The organism is Diplocloster agilis, assembly GCF_019042275.1.
Lineage (GTDB): Bacteria > Bacillota > Clostridia > Lachnospirales > Lachnospiraceae > Diplocloster > Diplocloster agilis.
In genome coordinates this window covers 33,482-54,251 of sequence record NZ_JAHQCW010000026.1, presented here as the reverse complement: position 1 = coordinate 54,251, position 20,770 = coordinate 33,482, and the positions used below count along the sequence as shown (strand labels likewise).

Genomic DNA, 20,770 nt, shown 5'->3' with positions numbered 1-20,770 from the left:
TTTAAGCCATTGGCTCAACTTTGTACTACAATCATCGTCACCGCCTTCGCTGGCGGTGTGGATTGAAATCAGCAGCTCTACGTCCTGTTTCTGCTTCCATATGTCACCGCCTTTGCTGGCGGTGTGGATTGAAATAAGACGATGCGAGTTGAAACACCCGCCCCCTGACGTCACCGCCTTTGCTGGCGGTGTGGATTGAAATATGTCTACTGGATTTACGATGGAATTCAGAGTAAGTCACCGCCTTTGCTGGCGGTGTGGATTGAAATCCCCCAGGAAGAACGAAGAGATATTGTTGCGCTGTGTCACCGCCTTTGCTGGCGGTGTGGATTGAAATCAGCGACACAGAGGAGGCATACGAAATTATCCTGGTCACCGCCTTTGCTGGCGGTGTGGATTGAAATCAAACAACGTATTGATCGGGTCACCGCTGACCAGTCACCGCCTTTGCTGGCGGTGTGGATTGAAATGTGCGTGTGAATATGGAGGAGATTACAACTCTTCCGTCACCGCCTTCGCTGGCGGTGTGGATTGAAATGTATAAGGCCCAGCAATCCCTGTAGTGCTAAATCGTCACCGCCTTCGCTGGCGGTGTGGATTGAAATCAGTAGCCAGAGGCGGATATGCCGGGGCATACATAGTCACCGCCTTCGCTGGCGGTGTGGATTGAAATCCGGAGCAGACGGATCACTGGATCTGACACAAGTCACCGCCTTCGCTGGCGGTGTGGATTGAAATCGATACCCGATAGATTAAAAAACACGTTGTTGCAGGTCACCGCCTTCGCTGGCGGTGTGGATTGAAATCCGTCGGATGGACTGGCGGTGTACACAGAATTAGTCACCGCCTTCGCTGGCGGTGTGGATTGAAATTTTCGGCTGTACAGCCAGCCGGACGGATCGGAAGTCACCGCCTTCGCTGGCGGTGTGGATTGAAATAATCGTTCAAGTTCACCTTTTATCACATAAAAAAGTCAGTGCCTATACTGGGAGTGTCAGATAATTAATTCTATTTCCTCTCCCGTCTTCCCCATCACAATATAATGGGTTTGGCGCAGTACACAATACAAACCCGAATTATGAGTGGTATGGGTCGTATTCCTATCGGACAGGGAAAGAAGAATGGTACTATGAATACCTGCTGAAACCAATGGGCATTTTAAGCAGTCCGGTATTTTTGGAGCGGTGAAAGGAAAATTTGTTTATTTAATACTGTTTCTAAATTCCAACAGCGTGTATAATAACGATAAGGGTGTATCATACCAGTAAAGAGCGATTCATACCAATAAAGGTATCATACCGGAAGGGCCCCCTGGATTAAAACTAGAAGAAATGAAAAGGAGAGTGGGTTTATGGAACAAATATATACAGCGGATGAGAAGCGCTATGAGAAAATGGAATATAACCGGTGCGGGAAAAGCGGAATTAAGCTGCCGGTTATTTCCCTGGGCTTCTGGCATAACTTTGGTGTGCATAACGATTTTGACAATATGAGAAAGATGTGTTTTACGGCGTTTGATGAGGGGATCACCCATTTTGATCTGGCCGATAACTACGGGCCATATCCGGGAAGCGCGGAGGAGAATTTTGGCCGTATTCTGGCAAAGGATCTGAAACCATACCGCGACGAACTGATTATCAGCACGAAGGCGGGCTATGAAATGTGGGACGGCCCTTACGGAAACTGGGGGAGCAAAAAGCATCTGGTCGCCGGTCTGGATCAGAGCCTGCGGCGTATGGGGTGTGATTATGTGGATATATTCTATCATCACCGTATGGACAAGGAGACGCCGCTGGAAGAGACCATGGAGGCTTTAAACGGCATTGTTAAGAGCGGAAAAGCACTCTATATCGGAGTATCCAACTATGATAAAGAATACACGGAAAAAGCAATTCACATGTTAAGGGAGTTGAAATGTCCGTTTATTATCAATCAGAGAAGGTATTCCATATTTGACAGAACCATCGAAGAGGATGGGGTGAAAGAGTTCGCTTATGAAAATGGGATTGGTGTGATCGTATTCAGCCCTCTGGCGCAGGGGCTGCTTACGGACAAATATCTGCATGGGATACCGTCGGACAGCAGGATTGCCAAAGATCCCCGGTTTTTGAAAGCCGACAGCTTGACGAAGGAGCGCTTATGTCAGATCGGGGCTTTGAATGAGATCGCCAAAGAGCGGGGACAGTCGCTGGCACAGATGGCGTTGGCCTGGACGGTGAAGGACAGCAAAATCTGCAGCGCGTTGATCGGGGCTTCTTCTCCCGAGCAAATTAAAGAAAATGCGGCCGGCATTATGAATCATACGTTTACGGATGAGGAAATCAGAAAAATCGATCAGATCAGCCGCGGGATGGGCGTTTAGAAGTATGAATTGAGCGGTAAGGGATATTCCTGAGAATGGAAGGATAGGAGCAGGCCGGAATAAGAGCGGTCCCCGGATGGGGGCTACACTCGTTCCAGCCTGCTCCTGTTTTAACGTAACGGAGTTTTCTTAATTTTAATTATGGTATTGGAAAGTAATACGTTCAGAATAGGAGTGCTCCGTCAAAGGAATGGTTTCGATGGGCTGGTGCGGTAAGGATGTCTGAACTACTCTCTGATCCACAGCCAAATCTTTGCAATCCGGGAACGTTTTGCATATAAGCTGCGGCGCAGCATCTCATATTTTTGTATCATGAATTCCAATGAAAATTCAGGCAGCTGTTTCTCTGCGTAACAGGCTTTCCGGGTATCTTCCAATATTTCCCCAAACATGCCCGCGGGCAGATCCGGATATTTGCCGGTCAGGATTCGCGCCCATTCTTCATTGGGATACTCCGGTTTCTCCGGCAGTCCATCCAGCGTAAGCAAACGGCTGATACTCAGATAAGTTTGCCGAATCCGTTCATTGATCTCATTTGTGTGATTACCAAACCGGTGGTATGCCCGCAGCGACTTAATGATCCCCAATGCTATGGCGGAAAGCGCTAGGATGCCCGTAATGATCCAGCCGATGTAGGGGAAGAGTATTGTAAATAAACGGGAAGTCCCGTTTGCAAAATCCGAACCGTCTTCCGAACCGTCCGCAGTAGCACCGGTGTCAGAAGCGGCGGAGGGAACAGGCGTGGCCGAAGGGGTAGGTGTTGGCGTGGCCCCATTGTCCTCGGAATCCTGATTTTCAGGGCCGGCAAAAGGCGTCCCGTCTCCGAAATCAACCCGATCAAATCCCGGGGTAGCTTCTGCCATGAGCCAGCCGATATTATCGATGTATAATTCCACCCAGGCATGGGCGTCCTCGGATGTGACAACCGCCTGATAAGTTCCGTTATCCTTTTTCTGAAATTCACCGGGGGATACCCGGTAGCCGGAAACAAAGCGTGCCGGAATGCCGTTCATGCGCAGCATCAGTACGGCCGTGGTTGCGTAATGTACGCAGAAGCCCTTTTTATTGTGGTAAAAGAAATATTCTGCAAAATCCCTGCCGACCGGCACCCGCCCGGGAGACGTGTCATAGGTAGTCTGTTCCTTTAGAAGGGAAAGCACATGGTGCACCGTGGTGATAGGATCTTCCGAAGCAGTCCGGGCCACATCTTCCTGAAATTGTTTCCGCAGGCGATCCGGTACCTGCAGATAGGTTTTGTTTACATAGTCATTATACAGTCTTTTTAAATCAGAATCTTTTATCCCTTCAACCTCTATTTTTGAGCCGATCGGAATATAGTTCACTATAAAAAGTGGGTCGTATGCCACAGAATAACTGGATTCCTGATTTCCATAAATATAGGAATCGGCACACAGGGTCATATCGTCCTCGTAGTAACTGACGTACGGTGTATAATAATAAGACGGATCTGCGTTCATAAGCTCGATATCCAGATTCTGGTATCGGTTAGACTCTTTGACCGCCTCCACATTCATATAATAATTAGGATAGGAAATATTTCTTATAAATGCCCCCGGATTATCGGCCCGGACAGCAGAGAATTGTTCCTGGAATCTGTCAGAGTCGGCCGGTTCCCAACCCAGATTGGTATATTCCGCACCGATATAGCCTTCCAGATAAATATTAAGCACAGGCGCTTCACCAGCCAGAGTCAGCCGCAGGTCATTGGACACGGTTCCTGCCAGGCTGGATATCCGGGCCAGGTCTCCGGAACCTACTCCCCGCTCCGTATAAGCGCTGCCGGGATCAAAAGGGTCGATCCTGGTCAGGTAACTGTTGAAGGTCCGTTTTAGTTCCAGACGGTTTTCCAGACTCTTCTCAATCAGCGGTGTCAGAAAGGCCAGTCCGACGGAAAGGCTTAAGACAATCATAAGCAGCATAACCGGGCCGGATTTTTTCTGAATGTGAGTTTCTGCCGCCCGGCCCCATTTTTTGCCGCCTCGGACAGAGATGGAGAGAAGGGCGGATAAGAAGATCAGGATTCCGGACGCGGTATCCGCGGATGTCCCGATACAGAACGGCCAGAGAAAACCGGCACCCAGTATCAGAAGATATCCATAACTGCGCTTTGGCCGTAAGAGGAGCCAGGAGAGCAGCGGACAAAACGGGAGGAATAGGGCAGACATTGCAGCCGTTCCGGAGAAAGACTGGATCTCGTTGTACAGGGGAGGCAGGGTATAAGAACTGCCGAAGTACTCATTTACCTGGGTCAGTATAGAGCTGAAGGTCCAAAAGAGCCCCTCCCGGATGGAATCCCCATACAGCCGGAAAAACAGCAGATAGAGCAAAATTCCCGCCGGCAGGCAAAAACGCCACGCTTTAGGAAGATAAAAGGTCAGACAGGAGAAAAACGCTGCGAAGGCCAGGACATATACGGTGAGCGGCACAAAAATGGGGATGGAAAAACAGGAGGCGGTGGTAAACACCATCCCCAGAATTCCCAGGCACAGGATGACGGATAAGAAGAAATAATCGATTAAGGAACGGCGGCGGGGGCTCTCTTCAAGATCCGTAAAAGTGGTGCGGATCTCAAGACCATTGCCGGACTTCCTATTTTTCGTAATCATTTTCATAGGCATTAAAGATATAACTCCAAGGTTTCCAGTTGACTTTTTAAATCAGCCGGAGAAAATACGGCGATTACTTCACCGTTTGTCTTCAGTTCCAAATCCGTATTCAGAACCAGTATGCTGGCGAAGTTCATATTCGGATAGGCGTCTTCATATTCGAACAGAGCATTCGGGCTAAAGGAAGAAACATCAGGAGCCAGCAGTCTGCGAATCATTTCGTAGAACGTTTCCTCGTCTTTGACCAGAGTTCTGACGATTTCCCGCCCGGCCCGGTCCGGCCAGGCGACATAGTGGCTGCAGGAGATGGAAAGCAGAGCTTTGGAAAAGGATACGGCTGTTTCCAACATACTGTTCCATTGTTCCGGTGCGGTCGGCCAATCCGTACCTTCCAAAAGGATCAGAACGGCAGCTCCCACAGGCTGGCTAAACTCTTTGACATACAGCGCATCCTCCCGGGCGCTTAATTTCCAGTGTATTTGTTCCGGCCGGTCACCGGGCCGGTATTCCCGGATATCGAATATTTCGGAAGGATCGTCACCGGGCCGGTCTCTGGCAAATTCATCACTGTCCATCAGAAAGTTTTGTATTTTGTTCCCGGCACAAATATTTACAGGGTACGCGGCGGGAAGAATATAAACTTCCGAGGGCTGTTCGACGCGTATGCGGAAAAAAAAGAGCTTTAGGTAATCGTAGATCCGGAAGGAATGAATCCGGATATCCAACCGCCCGCAGTAGGAAGGGTTTATTCGATAGGCAATCCGGCGCTCAGATCTGCCATCGATGCCGGCTTCTATTTTCAATCGCTGCACCTGATCGGAATTGCCATATCTGCATTCCAGACCGATACGGATATACGGGACCGGCAGGAGGGAGCGGTTCTGGATACGCAGCTCGACGGGTATTTCCTCACCGCGCTCCGCCATGGCAACAGGCGTATGGCATTCTGCCCGGACACAGCGGTGCAGATACCAGGACATCAGCAGGCAGAAGACAGGGAGAACCAGCTCGCAGGCCAGAAGCGGGACGCCCCCGGGCCATCGGAACATAATCTGCAGATAAAAGGTTCCTGCCAGCAAAAGCACATAGATCAGAATACTCATTCCGATACCTCTTTTTTAGCGGCCTCTTTACGCCCGGTCTTTTTTGGGGTTGGCGAGGGGGTGTTTTTTAAGATTTCCCGAATGATATCTTCTGTCCGTATATGTCCGGCACGTGCTTTGGCGTTCAAGTGGATACGGTGACAAGCCACATCCGGGAATACGAAGGCCGCGTCCGCCGGAATACAGAAATCCCGACCGGCCAGATAGGCGGTGGCTTTTGCCATTTTAGCTAACGCTATGGTACCTCTGGGGCTTAAGCCGGTCTGGATCAGCGGATGATTCCTGGTAGCAGTGACCAGCCTGCCGATATAGTCGTACAGCACATCATGCACGAAGACTGCCTGTACCTCACCCTGCATTTGTATCAGCATGTCCGGGCTGATGACCGGCTGTATTTTCTCATAAGCCTTTTTATCAAAGGTCCCTTTGACGATCTCAATTTCATCCTTGATATCCGGATATCCCATGGTGATGCAGATAAAAAAGCGGTCCAGCTGGGACTCCGGCAGCATCTGGGTGCCTGCGGAGCCAAATGGATTCTCCGTGGCGATGACCACAAAAGGATCCGGAACCGGATGGGTCACCCGGTCTACCGTGACTTTTCCTTCCTCCATAACCTCCAGCAACGCGGATTGAGTTTTGGGAGACGCCCGGTTGATCTCATCGGCCAGAAACAGATTACACATGATGGCTCCCGGCTGGTATTCGAACAGGCCGGTTTCCTTCTGAAACATCGTAAAGCCTGTGATGTCCGCCGGCAGGACATCCGGGGTAAACTGAACCCGGTGCTGGAGCATACCCATGCTTCTGGAGAAGGCTACGGCCATGGTGGTCTTGCCGACGCCCGGAATATCTTCTATTAATATATGTCCTCCGGCCAGGATGGCAGATAATACTTTGCGGATACAGTCGTCCTTGCCGATGACGGCTTTTTTTACTTCATCCATAATCTGAACGGCGGTGCTGCTGGTAACTGGCATAACGGTTCATCCTCTCTGGTGAGCTGCTGTGTAACGGTTTCCTTAGTCTATACTTGCAGAATTTGATTTTGGTAATGGCAGTCTTTTAATAACATTATAGCATGCTTGTGTATAGTTATCATATACTTTGGAGTTGGCTACAGGTCAAGAAAGTTTTTATTAATGTTTTGTGAATATTGATAAAATTTTAACAATATGACGAAAGGGGACATGTCCATTCCGGTTTGGGACATGTCCATTTTAATTTGGGACATGTCCAAATCAGTCTGGGACATGTCCGTTTTGACTTGGGACATGTCTATTTCGATGTTGTCTATTTCGCCTATTTCCACATTTCTAATGGCAAGGCCATTGAAATCAAAAGGAAAGCAATTTATAATATCAACTAGAAGCATTCACAATATACGAAGTGCGCAAACCATATTTGCGCACGGAAAAGGGATGGACAGGAAAGGAGCCTATAGGGATTTTAATATGACAAAAGAAGAATTGGCGCTGGAAATCGTGGAACGTTTAAAAAAGGAATACCCGGATGCCGGATGCACGCTTGAGTACGCCCCGGATCAGGCCTGGAAGCTTCTGGTAAGTGTGCGCCTGGCGGCGCAGTGCACAGATGCCAGAGTGAACGTGGTGGTTCAGGATTTGTATAAAAAATTCCCCGACGTGGAAGCGTTGGCAGATGCCGGGGTGGAGGAGATCGAGAAAATCGTAAAGCCCTGCGGGTTGGGCCATAGCAAGGCCAGGGATATTAACGCCTGTATGAGGGAGCTGCGTGACCTGTACGGCGGCAGGGTGCCCGATGATTTCAACGCGCTGTTAAAGCTTCCGGGAGTCGGAAGAAAAAGTGCGAACCTGATTATGGGCGATGTGTTTGGCAAGCCGGCGATTGTGACCGATACCCATTGTATCCGGCTGGTGAACCGGATGGGGCTGGTAGATCAGGTCAAGGACCCGAAGAAAGTGGAGATGGCCCTTTGGAAACTGATTCCTGCCGAAGAGGGCAGTGATTTTTGCCACAGGCTGGTTTATCATGGAAGGGATATCTGCACGGCCCGGACAAAGCCCCATTGTGAAAAATGCTGTCTGGCCGATATCTGTGCCAAAGCCGGAGTTTCCTGATAAAAGACCTTGATTCCATAATGCGGGGAGAAAACCGGCACGGGAATTAGCGGGGTATCACGGGAATCAGCCGAAAATCAGCGGAATAACGCCGTACTTGACAAAAACCTAAAATCCGATTATGATAGGCGTATCTTATTTGAAACTCCGCCGGTGACAGCATTCAGGCAGAGTAAAACAGAAAAGGAATATCATATAAAAACAACGGTTGTGAAAAAGAGGAGTACGTATCACACGCCTGTCAGAGAGGACGGTCCATGGGCTGGAAGGCTGTCCGGGAAACGGGATACGGAAGGTAGCTTTGGAACCGGAAGACTGAAACGCGCTGCCGCGGTAAGTCTTACCCGTCTTGTCCGCGTTAACAGACAGACTGAGATATATGCCCTATAGCCGGCATATAAGATAAGGTGGTACCGCGAGACATTCGCCCTTTGCATTATGCAGGGGCGTTTTTTATTCTATAGGAAAGTGCGCCTATGGAATAAAAGCCCTCCGGGGGAGATTGCACTGCGGCGGAAAGTAAAATGCCGCTTACGCGGTCCGCCGCAGGCGGAGAGTTTCACAAGCGAAACTCTCTTTCATTCACTTGAAATTATATTGCGTTATAAAAGAAGGGAGAAACCAATGAGTAAAGAATTAAGCAAGACCTATGATCCGAGGGACATTGAGCCCAGATTGTATGAAAAATGGGAAACCCGCAAGTATTTTCACGCGGAGGTGGACAGGAGCAAGAAGCCGTTTACCATCGTGATGCCTCCGCCCAACATTACCGGCCAGCTGCATATGGGACATGCGTTGGACAATACCTTACAGGATATCCTGATCCGCTATAAGAGAATGCAGGGCTACAACGCGCTGTGGCAGCCCGGCTGCGATCACGCCAGTATCGCTACCGAGGTCAAGATCACGGAGCAGCTGAAAAAAGAGGGCATTGACAAGGAAGATCTGGGCCGGGAAAAATTTCTGGAAAGAGCCTGGCAGTGGAAAGAGGAATACGGCGGACGCATCGTCAGCCAGCTGAAGAAGATGGGTTCCTCCGCGGACTGGGACAGAGAGCGCTTTACAATGGACGAGGGCTGTTCCAAAGCGGTGGAAGAAGTATTCCTGAAATTCTATGACGAGGGACTGATCTATAAAGGAAACCGGATCGTCAACTGGTGCCCGGTCTGCCAGACAACCATATCCGACGCGGAAGTAGAGCATGAGGAACAGACCGGCCATTTCTGGCACATCAAATATCCCATCGTGGGAAGCGATGACTTCGTAACGGTGGCTACGACCAGACCGGAGACCATGCTGGGAGATACGGCGCTGGCGGTACATCCCGATGATGAACGCTACAGCCATCTGATCGGCAGAAGCGTCATCCTGCCTCTGGTGAACAGGGAAATCCCGGTCGTAGCGGACAGCTACGTGGACAGGGAATTCGGCACCGGAGTGGTGAAGATTACGCCGGCCCATGACCCGAACGACTTTGAAGTGGGAAAACGTCATGACCTGCCGGTGATCAATGTGTTAAACGATGACGCCACCATCAATGAAAACGGAGGCAAATACGCCGGGATGGAGCGCTATGAGGCCCGGAAGCTGATCGTCCGGGAGCTGGAGGAACAGGGCCTTCTGGTGAAGGTGGAAGAGCATGTTCATAATGTAGGAACCCATGACCGCTGTGGAACCACCGTAGAACCCATGGTAAAACAGCAGTGGTTTGTAAAAATGGAGGAACTGGCGAAACCGGCCATCGAAGCGCTGAAAACCGGCGACCTTCAGTTTGTGCCCGACCGGTTTGACAAGATCTATCTGCACTGGCTAGAAAATATCCGCGATTGGTGTATCTCCAGACAGCTGTGGTGGGGCCACCGGATACCGGCCTACTACTGCGACCAGTGCGGGGAGATGGTAGTGGCAAAAGAAGCCCCCGAGGCCTGCCCGAAGTGCGGCTGCACGCATATGACCCAGGACCCGGATACGTTAGACACCTGGTTCAGTTCGGCCCTGTGGCCCTTCTCTACGCTGGGATGGCCGGAGAAGACGGAAGACCTGGACTATTTCTATCCGACGGATGTGCTGGTGACCGGGTATGATATCATCTTCTTCTGGGTAGTCCGCATGGTATTTTCCGGCTACGCGCATACCGGGAAATCCCCGTTCCACACAGTTCTGATCCATGGGCTGGTGAGGGATTCGAACGGACGTAAGATGAGTAAGTCCCTCGGAAACGGCATCGACCCGCTGGAAGTGATCGACAAATTCGGAGCGGACGCATTAAGGCTTACCCTGGTAACCGGAAACGCGCCGGGAAATGATATGAGGTTTTACTGGGAGCGTGTGGAATCCAGCAGAAACTTTGCTAACAAATTGTGGAACGCGGCCAGATTTATCATGATGAACCTGGAGGACCGGGACATCGAGACGCCGGAGGATTTCCATCTGAAACTGGCGGACCGCTGGATCTTATCCAAAGTAAATACTTTGGCAAAAGAAGTTACCGACAATATGGACCGGTATGAACTGGGAATCGCCGTTCAGAAGGTTTATGATTTTATATGGGATGAATTCTGCGACTGGTATATTGAGATTGCCAAGTACCGGATGTACAGCAGGGAATACGATGAGGACTCTGCGGATTACGCGCTGTGGACCTTAAAGACCGTGCTGACGCAGGCGTTAAAATTGCTGCATCCGTTTATGCCGTTCATTACGGAGGAAATCTTCTGCACACTGCATCCGGATCAGGAGTCGATCATGATCTCCGACTGGCCGGTATACCAGGAATGCTGGAACTACGCGATAGCCGAAGAGATGATGGACGCGGTAAAAGACGTGGTCAGAGGCATTCGAAACGTCCGAGCGGATATGAATGTTCCGATGAAGAAAAAAGTGCGGGTATTTATCGTTTCCGACAACCGCGGCACCTGCGAGATGTTCGAGACGGTGAAGAACTCCTTTAAAATTCTGGTGGGAGCCAGCAAGATACGTGTGCAGACGGATAAAAAAGGGATCGGTGAGGACGCGGTATCCATAGTGACGCCGAAGGCCACGATTTATATGCCTTTGGAGGAACTGGTGGACAAGGAAAAAGAGAAGGCCCGCCTTACGAAAGAAATGGAGCGGCTGGAAAAAGAGCTGGCAAGAGTAAAGGGGATGTTGAGCAACGCGAATTTCCTGAGCAAAGCGCCTGCGCATAAGATAAAGGAAGAAGAAGAAAAACTCAGCAAATATGCGCAGATGATGGAGCAGGTTATGGAGCGTTTGGCGTTCTGGAAATAAAGATGGAGTCAAAGTATGAAAAAAGAATCGATCGTAACTGTTATGAACCGGCTGTCGTTGCTGTTCCATGCAATCTTGTCGATTCTGGTCTATTTTATCATCGAGGCAGCCTCCAGGCATTCCGCGGCGGCTGCCTGGAGGTTCATGACGAAAAGCCCTCTGGTATTTTTATATAACGCGTTTATGATTTTTATGACGCTGATGTTCGTGTATCTGTTCCGGCGAAGGACTTTTGTACGGGCATTGATCGGCGGGCTTTGGCTGATTCTGGGGATCGTCAACGGTATCGTCCTGGCTAACCGGGTGACGCCGTTGACGGGACCTGATTTCAAGCTGATCTTCGACGCGGCGGAGGTCCTGGGGGCCTATATGAGCCCGCTGAAAGTGATCGGGGCGGCGGCCGGATTGGCGGCCGTGGTGGCGGGTATGGTGATCCTATACCGGAAAGCTCCGAAGTATCAGGGGAAAATGTACTACCTTCGAAATGCCGGGATGGCGGTTTTCGTCTGTGTCCTTTTTGGAGTGACGACCCATTTGGCGCTGAACAACCGGGTGCTGTCGTCCTACTTTGGAAATATTGCGTTTGCCTATGAGGATTATGGATTTCCGTATTGTTTCACCAGCACGCTGTTCGGAACCGGAATGGACGCGCCCCACGACTATTCGGACCGATCCATCCGCAAAATTTTGTCCAGCGAAGGTGATGTAAAGGAAACTATGCCGGGGGATATGGATTTCCCGAATATTATATTCGTACAGCTGGAGTCTTTTTTTGACCCGCGGGAAGTGGAGTTTTTGGAAATGTCGGAGGACCCGATCCCGAATTTCCGCGCGTTGATGCAGAAGTATTCCTCCGGTTACTACAAGGTGCCGTCTGTCGGCGCCGGGACTGCGAACACGGAGTTCGAGACGATTACCGGCATGAATCTGAGAGATTTCGGGCCGGGGGAGTATCCTTATAAGACAATTTTGCAGAAAACCACCTGCGAAAGCATGGCGTACGATCTGAAGGAGCTGGGTTACAGCGCCCACGCCATTCATAACAATACGGCCAGTTTCTATGACCGGCGGGATGTATTTTCCAAATTGGGGTTTGATACTTTTACCTCAAGGGAAATGATGGATATCAAGGAGGTAACGCCCAACGGCTGGCCCAAGGACGAGATCCTGGTGGAGTGCATCCTGGATGCGCTGAAGGCGACGCCGGGGCAGGACTATGTATTTACCATAACCGTCCAATCGCACGGGGACTATCCAGAGGAGCCGCTTCTTGAGAATCCGAAAATCAAAGTCAGCGGCCCGGATACGGAAGGACGGAGGAACGCCTGGGAATACTATGTGAATCAGGTTTATGAGGTGGATGCTTTTGTGGGCCATCTGGTGGAAGCGCTGGAAGCTTACGGAGAGGACACCGTACTGTTTCTGTATGGGGATCATCTGCCTACGATGGGGCTGAAGGTAAATGAGGTCAAGAGCAGATATCTGTTCGAAACGGAATATGTCATCTGGGATAATATCGGCCTTGCGAAAAAGGACCAGACGCTTACGGCCTATCAGGCGGGCGCTGAGGTGCTAAAGCAGATCGGGATTCAGAAAGGCACTATATTTACCTACCACCAGACCCGGAGAAAAACCAAACATTATCTGGTGGATCTGCAGGAACTGCAGTATGATATGCTGTATGGGAAGCAGTACGTGTATGGACAGGAGAGCCCTTATGAGCCTACGGATCTGCAGATGGGCGTGAAACCGGTGGTTATTGATCAGGTGTTTGTGGGACATAATGGGAAAATTTACGTCCAGGGCAAGAATTTTACCGAGAACAGCCGGATCGTGATTAACGGGGAGCCGGTGGAGACTTTGTTTATTCATTCGGGAGTATTGCGGCCGCTGGATGCGAAGCTTAAGTCCGGCGATCAGGTGCAGGTGCAGCAGGTCAGTTCGAAGAATACCTTGCTGTATTCTTCCGGGGAATGGGTATACCGGTAGAGGATTGGTATTTTATTATATAATTAAAATAACCGCTTAGTTTGAGGCTAAGACGGTTATTTTTTTCGCTAACAGCGTTACCATTTATCATAATGAACCGATGCCGCTTCCCAACGGGAACGCAATTCCTTTTCCTCATCCGGCCATCCAAACGCAATCACAGAAACGGGATCCAGCTTGCAGGGGAGTGCTAATTGTTCAATTAGCAGCTTTCGCCAAGCCGAATTGGGCGCGACGCCGCACCAAACGCCTCCAAGACCCAGGCCGTGAATACTGAGCAGTATATTTTGTGCAGCGGCGGCACAATCTGCATACAAGAACTCTTTTATTCCCTCCACATTTTTATCTCCGCAGACAACGATCGCTCCCGCGCAGAATTCCAACATGACGGCATTGGGATTATGCCGGGCCAGCATGGATAGAACACTTTTATCTCTGATCACAATAAAATGGTATGGACGCTTATCCTTTGCCGTAGGAGCGCACATGCCCGCATAAAGAATGGCGGTTACCATTTCCCCGCTAACCGGATTGGCGTTGAATTTTCGTATACTTTGCCGTGTTTTTATGGCGGTGAGCACATCCAGTTCCGATCTGATATCGGCAAGCTTATCAGACTCCTCCGCGACGGCTTTTAAGTCTTCCACGGACATGGTGATATTCGCGGTCATTATCTGCCCATGAAACCCAATGTACTTTTGCATCGCTTTATCTAAAACCATAATAGATTTCCCATTGCCGCGGGAAAGCAGTTTACCTCGGTATTCAATGCCATTGATTGTTCCACTTACATAAATGGTTCCTTTGGATTTACAAAATACCTCTCTTGCGTTGAACGGTATTTCAACGATTGTCAGTCTGCCTGCGTCATCCTTTTTGATTTGAGCAACAAATCGTTCCATGCATGATACGCCCCTTCCATGTTTGCTTTTTATCAAAGCAGTATTATTCCCAATAAACGAGATCGGCGCTAAAATAAATTATCCCAATATACAAATTAGTAATCAAAGCAGTATTCTGCTTAAATGTCCCGGTAGCAAATTAAGTGACAATGAAACCTAAGGTAGGGATAAATATACTTAATAAAGATTTTAATGTTTTCTATTTTAATAACAGCGCGCGGAAATGTCAAACAACTCATGCAGCGTCAGCACATCAGCACATCATGCCGCGGTCCACAGTCTTTTTGTTCGTCGGGGTATCAGGAACTTACGAACATACATAGGCCGCCTTTTTCAGAATGCTTTTTCACCGGCCCCATGTTATAATAAAACAATATTTACACAGAACCACAAATCGAAACATTTCAATACACTCAATGAAAAATAACGTGAGATAGCAGAGAAAAAGTGATTGTAAGATTTTCGTAAGAAATATACCCGCGGGTTTGTAAGATATCCATATTATGATAGGATTGTTCTTAAGGAGGAGATCAGATGAACGGATGTGTACTGGTCGTAGACGACGACAAAGAGATTGTAAAGGCCATATCGATCCTGCTGGAAAAGGAAGGCTACACGGTTCAAAAAGCCTACGACGGCCTGGAAGCATTGCAGAAGATCGCGGAATATCCGGTACAGTTGATATTAATCGATGTGATGATGCCGAAGCTTGACGGCCTGTCCGCAGTGATGAAGATACGGGAAAAAAAGAATCTGCCGATCATTGTCTTAAGCGCCAAGAGTGAGAATACGGATAAAGTCCTGGGACTTTCCATGGGAGCCGATGATTATGTGACCAAACCGTATGATCCCCAGGAATTGGTGGCCCGGGTGCGCAGCCATCTGAGGAGGTATACCAGCCTGGGAGACATCCATGCGTCGGTGGTATCCAGTGAGATCTTCAATGGCCGTCTCAGCTACCGGACCGATGAGCGTGTGTTATATGCGGACCAGGAGCCGGTTAAGCTGACTGCTACGGAGACGAAGATCGTCGATCTGCTGATGCGGAATCTGGGCAGAGTATTTCCGGCCGAAGAGATTTACCGGAGGGTATGGGAAGAAGAGGCCTTCGCTCCGGAAAATACGGTTATGGTCCATATCAGACGTATCCGGGAAAAAATTGAACTCAATCCAAAAGAACCAGAATATATAAAGGTGGTGTGGGGAATTGGCTACAAAATGGAAAAGCATCATTAGTTTTACCGCGTTTTTTCTGGGGATCACTCTGTTACTGTCCGGTGTCATAGATTCCGTCTATTTATTATCCTCCAGAACCTCATGGAAGGCACAGATCAGGGAGGCCTTTGAGGAAGATTATCAGAATACCGGAGAATTCCGCCGTCAGATGGCGGATTACCTGGAAAATTTTCTGGGGATGGCCACCGGCGGCCCCCTCTGGGGAAATGTCTATCGGGAATATTACGGTTACTACGATGATTATACCTACAATAACATGGAGGGGGTATACGCGGTTGAGAGCGGAACCGGCGATTGGAGCTGGAACTTTAGCGAAGAGTATCCGAATGAAGTTGCCGAAGCGATCGGAGGTTACAGCAGCGATTATGATGAATACGGCGGTTATGAGTACGGTGATTTAGAAGACAGTGATTACAGCTCCAAAGAAGAAAACAAGAAGAGAGCCGAACGGTATCACAATGCGATCAAAGATGACAAGAATATCCTGTATAAGATCACTTATAACGACGGAACTGTCTACACAAATGCCGAGGGGACGGAACTGGATGGCGCCGGTATGACTGCGCCCAAGGATTACAATTTCCTGATGTACTTTGACGGCAATACGGTAAAAATGCGAAAAGACGGCAAAGATATCGATGTGTACAAGGACGGCTACTACCGCGACGACAGTGACTGGTACGTGCCGGGCTATAAGAACTTTACCGTGGATGAGGAGACTCAGAAAGCGACCGTTACCATAGCCGCGGCTAAGTCGCCGAAACTCTATATCAAAGGCGATTATGCGAAGGACTCATCCAAACAGCTCTACAACCGGCTGTACTGGATCGAATACAATCAGCGCAGTCAAAAGGGCAGATTTCTGGCGTTAGCCGCCTCGCTGGCTCTGGGAATCGTCCTGATTGCGGTGTACCTGATCCTGCGCAAAGATAAGAAGCGGGCGGACCGATGGATTGCCCGTATAACAGGAAAAATCTGGTATGAGGTCAAGCTGATTCTGCTCCTGTCGGCACTGGGACTCGTTCTGTTTCATTCGGGCTATTGGTGGGATGATTTCTTTATGCGAATTCAGTTCGGGGAATTCTATCCTGGCATTTTCCAGGAATTATTCCGGGAGATGTTCGCCTGGACAGGCGGGGTGGTTGGTTTGTTCTGGATCATCTATCTGTTTGTGAATGATCACAGATGCAATCAAAAGGTATGGAAACAGAGTATCTGCGGACATATTGCGGAGGCGTTCCGTGCGGCGGACTTAAAGCTTCCGTTCCAGAGACGGGTGGTGCACCGGTATATACCGTTAATTGCCGTAACGGGCGTACTCATTTTACTGTCGGGAGCCAGCCTGCTTATCTTTTGCCTGGCCGGCGGATACGAGATCGTACCGCTTCTGGTTCTGATGATCCTGGTAGTTCTGGGAGCCGTCCTGCTGGTCTACATGCAGATGAATTATATGAAAAAAAATGAACGGCTGATGCTGGATACGGGAATCCTCATCGATCAGATCAAGACCGTGCGCGACGGAGCGATCACCAGTGAAATACAGGTTCAGCCGGACAGTGATCTGGCCGGAGCGGTGCAGGATCTGAACGATATCCGCAAAGGGATGGACACCGCGGTGAAAGAGCAGATCAAGAGCGAACGCATGAAAGTGGAACTGGTGTCCAATGTGTCCCATGATATTAAGACCCCGCTGACCTCCATCATCAGCTATGTGGAGCTTCTCAAACAGGAAGACGGACTGCCGGATTATATCAGGGATTATGTGCAGATCCTGGACAGCAAATCTCAGAAATTAAAAGAAATGGTGCAGGATGTCTTCGAGGTGAGCAAAGCGGCTTCCGGGCAGCTGCCGGTGGAGATCGAAGCGCTGGATCTGGGCAAGCTTCTGCGGCAGACCCTGGCGGACATGTCCGAACGGATCGCGGACAGTAGGATTCAGGTAAAAACCGATATCCCGGAAGAGGAAATCATGATCATGGCCGATGGGCAGCGCCTGTACCGGGTGTTCCAGAACCTGCTGCAAAATGCCCTGCAGTATTCGCTGGACGGTTCCCGCATCTATGTGAACCTGAAGACGGACGGTTCGGTGGCGGTGGCAAGTGTGAAAAATACATCCGCTTCGGAGATCCCTGCCGATGTAAATTTTACGGAACGTTTTACAAGGGGCGACTCAAGCCGGACTGACGGCGGCAGCGGTCTGGGCCTGTCGATCGCCAAGAGCTTTACGGAGGCCTGCGGGGGCAGGATGACGGTGGAGACCATCGCAGATCTGTTCGTGGTCACTGTGGAATTCCCGCAGATCCACTAGTTGAAGTACAATGCAAGGTCAGGGAGGAGAGCGGCATTTCGCGCTCCTCCTTATCTTATACACTATCTTAAAACAGAGAGAAGGACAAAAGATGAAAAAAGTATTGGCATTACCGTTCATTTTTTTATTATCATTATTATTATGTTCATGTAACACCGCTGACAGTCAGAAGGATATAGAGAAAGATACAAATACGCCTGACATAGCATCTCAGGGGAAAACTGCGCATGGCAGTAAATTATTGGAACCATATGCAGATGTGCGCGGTATCGGAGAAACCATAACTTTAAAACCAGGAGAATATAATACAAAAGATATTAATACTTACTGGTTTAATCAAAACACAAACTTCGAGGGAAACGAAGAGCTGGCGGCAAAAATTCTGGAAAACGGAAAAGCTCCCGGACTCAATGTATCGAAGCTCCACGCACAGGGGATCACGGGTAAAAACGTGACGGTAGCAATTATCGACCAGCCTTTATTACCAGACCATCCCGAATACACCGGTAAGATTGTGAAATATCATACGGTGGGATTGACGGAAAACGACAGCAAAGGCTCCATGCATGGACCTGCAGTAGCTAGTTTACTGGCTGGCAATACCATTGGAACCGCCCCTGATGTCAAACTATACTATGTGGCGTTAAAATTTTGGGACAGAACAGCCCCTTCCATGACAGCCCAGGCACTGGACTGGCTGATCGGGCAAAACAAAGAATTGCCGGATTCCGATAAAATACGTGCCGTCAGCATATCTGCCGATCTTACAAATTCAGATAATTTCGATAACCATGGTGATTATGATGAGGCGGTAAAGCGGGCACAGGACGCGGGTATTTTAGTACTGGATTGCAGGAAAGATTTTGATACTTGCGTTTTTTGGCCCAGCTTTTTTGACCCGGAACATAGAGATGACATTACGCAAAGCAAAATCGGGACACCCGATGGTGATTTCCAGGAATGTCCGCCTCAGGCACTGGGGACACCTGTAGGTTACCGTACCACCGCGGAAGCCTATCAAGAGGGGGAATATTCTTATAGCTATGATGCGATAGGAGGCCACAGCTGGGCTATCCCCTATGGAACAGGAATATTGGCACTGGGATGGCAGATCAATCCTTCGCTTACAGGAACCCGGATGATAACGCTCATGAGAGAGACCGCATACGAAAATGCGGACGGTGACCTCTTCATAGACCCATCTGCCTTTATAGATGCAGTACGCTCCACATTACAGTAGATATTTTTCAAAGACCCCAGGGATCTATTTAAAAGTCCGGCGCCTCCGTTTCCGCGCCGGACTTTACGCATATTATCCTGCGAGATTTGTCTAAAGATGTTAAAAACTTTAGGTTGGAAATAAAAGGGGAATCGGGTATAATGGGTGTGGATAAAAAAGGTGGATGAGTGTTCGTGACATATGAAGAGGCAGTGTCCTATATTTTAGATATACCGAAATTTACTAAGAAAAATGATTTGAACCATACGAGGAAACTCCTTCAGAATCTGGGTAATCCGGAGGATCAGATGAAGGTCATACATGTGGCGGGGACGAACGGAAAGGGATCGGTCTGCGCCTATCTTAATTCCGTATTACAAACGGCGGGATATTCCGTTGGGATGTTTACGTCACCGCATCTGGAATCTATCAATGAGCGGTTTCAGATCAATGGTAAGAATGTGGAAAATGAGCAGCTGGTTCATGCTTTCGAGAGAGTGCAACGGGCAGCGACGGTTATGCGGCGGGAGGGAATGCCGCATCCGACTTTTTTCGAGTTTCTATTTGCTATGGCCATGGTATTATTTGAAGAAAACCATGTGGAGTATGCGGTGCTGGAGACAGGGCTTGGCGGCAGGCTGGACGCCACCAATGTCATTAAAAAACCGGCGGTCACGGTGATTACCTCCGTCAGCCTGGATCATACGGAGTGGCTGGGCGGCACGATAGAAGAGATCGCGGCGGAAAAGGCCGGAATCATCAAAGCCGGAGTTCCGGTGGTGTATGACGCGGCCAAAGCAGAGGTGAGCCGTGTAGTGGAACAGAAGGCCGAAAAGATGGGAGCGCCGTCGTGGCCGGTTCATGATGAAAATATAACAAAATTATTAAATACTGACAAAACCGTTGATTTTTCTTATTCCAGTCGTTATTATGGATATATTGGAATGACTGTGCACAATGCGGCGTCCTATCAGGCGCGAAATGCGGTTTTGGCGTTACAGGCGCTGGAGGTACTGGATACCGGGCATGAGATCAGCCGGGAAGCGCTGCAGCAGGGAATTTCCAATATGAGATGGCCGGGGCGTATGGAGGAGGTCCTACCGGATGTGTATCTGGATGGTGCACATAACGTGGAAGGTGTCTGTGGATTTGCAGAGACCGTAAGGGTATTCCAGGAGCGCGGGCCGAAAGTTCTGTTGTTTTCTGCGGTAAAGGAAAAACAATATCCGCAAATGATCCAGACCATTATTGAAGCAGATTTATTTGATAGTTATGTGATAACCCAGATAAACAGCGGCCGCGGTGTACCTTCCGATGAGTTAAAGCGTATCTTTGAGGAACGGACATCGAAGAAGGTGACGGCTGAGCCGGATATAGAGCGGGCGTTTCAGGCGGCTGTGAAGCAAAAAGGCGATGGCATGATATTTTGCGCCGGGTCTTTGTATCTGGTTGGCGAATTGAAAGACGTAATAAGGAGGCGGTACGATGCTGAACTTTGAAGAAGAGTTGAAGAAATTTCATCCAAGTCTGGAGGTTGAGGAAGCGGAAGAGGCGATCCGCAATCAGGATTTGACGGATATGACCGATATTTTGAAGGAAATGCTCAAGGAATCGAGAAGCAAAGAACGATAGTGCAGAAGAATTTTCAGACATTT

Annotated in this window: 13 protein-coding genes, 1 CRISPR repeat array and 1 other annotated feature (1 of these 15 only partly in view); of the genes, 9 read left to right on the top strand and 4 right to left on the bottom strand. The window is 49.3% G+C overall.

The genetic code is table 11. The features are described from left to right. A CRISPR array of direct repeats spans nucleotides 1–938; the repeat unit is 33 nt; unit sequence GTCACCGCCTTCGCTGGCGGTGTGGATTGAAAT; it reaches 3,455 nt to the left of the window's first position. A 413-nt stretch (nucleotides 939–1,351) separates the two neighbouring features. Continuing rightward, on the top strand, nucleotides 1,352–2,362 hold the full coding sequence (locus KTH89_RS15170) for an aldo/keto reductase (protein ID WP_238722248.1): 1,011 nt from the start codon (nucleotides 1,352–1,354) through the stop codon (nucleotides 2,360–2,362). Between the two features lie 227 nt (nucleotides 2,363–2,589). Here KTH89_RS15170 and KTH89_RS15165 read toward each other — a convergent pair whose 3' ends face one another. From KTH89_RS15165 to KTH89_RS15155, 3 genes are read right to left on the bottom strand one after another with little or no spacing between them, the layout of a single operon-like run. Then, the gene (locus tag KTH89_RS15165; RefSeq protein ID WP_158346468.1) at nucleotides 2,590–5,001 is read right to left on the bottom strand and encodes a transglutaminase domain-containing protein; all 2,412 of its coding nucleotides are present in this window, start codon (nucleotides 4,999–5,001) and stop codon (nucleotides 2,590–2,592) included. Then, nucleotides 5,001–6,092, bottom strand: coding sequence for a DUF58 domain-containing protein (locus KTH89_RS15160; RefSeq protein WP_158346466.1), 1,092 nt, complete (start codon nucleotides 6,090–6,092; stop codon nucleotides 5,001–5,003). Before KTH89_RS15160 ends, KTH89_RS15165 begins: the two co-directional genes overlap by 1 nt. Beyond that, a complete protein-coding gene (locus tag KTH89_RS15155; RefSeq protein WP_158346464.1) occupies nucleotides 6,089–7,072 on the bottom strand; it encodes an AAA family ATPase in 984 nt (327 codons plus the stop codon). Before KTH89_RS15155 ends, KTH89_RS15160 begins: the two co-directional genes overlap by 4 nt. A 474-nt stretch (nucleotides 7,073–7,546) precedes the next feature. Between KTH89_RS15155 and KTH89_RS15150 the strand changes: the two genes are divergently transcribed. From KTH89_RS15150 to KTH89_RS15140, 3 genes are all read left to right on the top strand, one after another. Beyond that, nucleotides 7,547–8,191: an endonuclease III domain-containing protein gene (locus KTH89_RS15150; protein ID WP_158346529.1), complete on the top strand. Its 645-nt coding sequence runs from the start codon at nucleotides 7,547–7,549 to the stop codon at nucleotides 8,189–8,191. Between the two features lie 201 nt (nucleotides 8,192–8,392). Continuing rightward, nucleotides 8,393–8,626: a binding site (T-box leader), on the top strand. Between the two features lie 189 nt (nucleotides 8,627–8,815). Continuing rightward, nucleotides 8,816–11,461, top strand: a complete 2,646-nt coding sequence (locus KTH89_RS15145; protein WP_158346462.1) for a valine--tRNA ligase — start codon at nucleotides 8,816–8,818, stop codon at nucleotides 11,459–11,461. A 15-nt stretch (nucleotides 11,462–11,476) separates the two neighbouring features. Then, nucleotides 11,477–13,450: an LTA synthase family protein gene (locus KTH89_RS15140; RefSeq protein WP_158346460.1), complete on the top strand. Its 1,974-nt coding sequence runs from the start codon at nucleotides 11,477–11,479 to the stop codon at nucleotides 13,448–13,450. 77 nt (nucleotides 13,451–13,527) lie between these two features. Here the strand turns inward: KTH89_RS15140 and KTH89_RS15135 are convergent, their stop codons facing one another. Beyond that, nucleotides 13,528–14,352 (bottom strand): nitroreductase family protein, encoded by an 825-nt coding sequence (locus tag KTH89_RS15135; protein ID WP_158346458.1) that lies wholly within the window; start codon nucleotides 14,350–14,352, stop codon nucleotides 13,528–13,530. Nucleotides 14,353–14,886: 534 nt separating this feature from the next. Between KTH89_RS15135 and KTH89_RS15130 the strand changes: the two genes are divergently transcribed. The 5 genes from KTH89_RS15130 (at nucleotide 14,887) to KTH89_RS15110 (ending at nucleotide 20,747) form a co-directional block, all read left to right on the top strand. Then, nucleotides 14,887–15,588 (top strand): response regulator transcription factor, encoded by a 702-nt coding sequence (locus KTH89_RS15130; RefSeq protein WP_158346456.1) that lies wholly within the window; start codon nucleotides 14,887–14,889, stop codon nucleotides 15,586–15,588. Beyond that, a complete protein-coding gene (locus tag KTH89_RS15125) occupies nucleotides 15,560–17,896 on the top strand; it encodes a sensor histidine kinase (RefSeq protein WP_158346454.1) in 2,337 nt (778 codons plus the stop codon). The genes KTH89_RS15130 and KTH89_RS15125 overlap by 29 nt, the downstream gene beginning before the upstream one ends. Before the next feature lie 91 nt (nucleotides 17,897–17,987). Continuing rightward, on the top strand, nucleotides 17,988–19,136 hold the full coding sequence (locus KTH89_RS15120; RefSeq protein WP_238722247.1) for a S8/S53 family peptidase: 1,149 nt from the start codon (nucleotides 17,988–17,990) through the stop codon (nucleotides 19,134–19,136). A 173-nt stretch (nucleotides 19,137–19,309) separates the two neighbouring features. Continuing rightward, the gene (locus KTH89_RS15115) at nucleotides 19,310–20,614 is read left to right on the top strand and encodes a bifunctional folylpolyglutamate synthase/dihydrofolate synthase (RefSeq protein WP_158346528.1); all 1,305 of its coding nucleotides are present in this window, start codon (nucleotides 19,310–19,312) and stop codon (nucleotides 20,612–20,614) included. Beyond that, complete coding sequence (locus tag KTH89_RS15110; protein WP_238722246.1) at nucleotides 20,601–20,747, top strand: hypothetical protein; 147 nt, start codon at nucleotides 20,601–20,603, stop codon at nucleotides 20,745–20,747. Before KTH89_RS15115 ends, KTH89_RS15110 begins: the two co-directional genes overlap by 14 nt. Nucleotides 20,748–20,770 lie beyond the last annotated feature (23 nt).

What these genes read in the sequence shown, in the direction of transcription:
- KTH89_RS15170 (WP_238722248.1), top strand. Translation starts at nt 1,352, where the DNA reads ATGGAACAAATATATACAGCGGATGAGAAGCGCTATGAGAAAATGGAA.
- KTH89_RS15165 (WP_158346468.1), bottom strand. Translation starts at nt 5,001, where the DNA reads ATGCCTATGAAAATGATTACGAAAAATAGGAAGTCCGGCAATGGTCTT.
- KTH89_RS15160 (WP_158346466.1), bottom strand. Translation starts at nt 6,092, where the DNA reads ATGAGTATTCTGATCTATGTGCTTTTGCTGGCAGGAACCTTTTATCTG.
- KTH89_RS15155 (WP_158346464.1), bottom strand. Translation starts at nt 7,072, where the DNA reads ATGCCAGTTACCAGCAGCACCGCCGTTCAGATTATGGATGAAGTAAAA.
- KTH89_RS15150 (WP_158346529.1), top strand. Translation starts at nt 7,547, where the DNA reads ATGACAAAAGAAGAATTGGCGCTGGAAATCGTGGAACGTTTAAAAAAG.
- KTH89_RS15145 (WP_158346462.1), top strand. Translation starts at nt 8,816, where the DNA reads ATGAGTAAAGAATTAAGCAAGACCTATGATCCGAGGGACATTGAGCCC.
- KTH89_RS15140 (WP_158346460.1), top strand. Translation starts at nt 11,477, where the DNA reads ATGAAAAAAGAATCGATCGTAACTGTTATGAACCGGCTGTCGTTGCTG.
- KTH89_RS15135 (WP_158346458.1), bottom strand. Translation starts at nt 14,352, where the DNA reads ATGGAACGATTTGTTGCTCAAATCAAAAAGGATGACGCAGGCAGACTG.
- KTH89_RS15130 (WP_158346456.1), top strand. Translation starts at nt 14,887, where the DNA reads ATGAACGGATGTGTACTGGTCGTAGACGACGACAAAGAGATTGTAAAG.
- KTH89_RS15120 (WP_238722247.1), top strand. Translation starts at nt 17,988, where the DNA reads ATGAAAAAAGTATTGGCATTACCGTTCATTTTTTTATTATCATTATTA.
- KTH89_RS15110 (WP_238722246.1), top strand. Translation starts at nt 20,601, where the DNA reads ATGCTGAACTTTGAAGAAGAGTTGAAGAAATTTCATCCAAGTCTGGAG.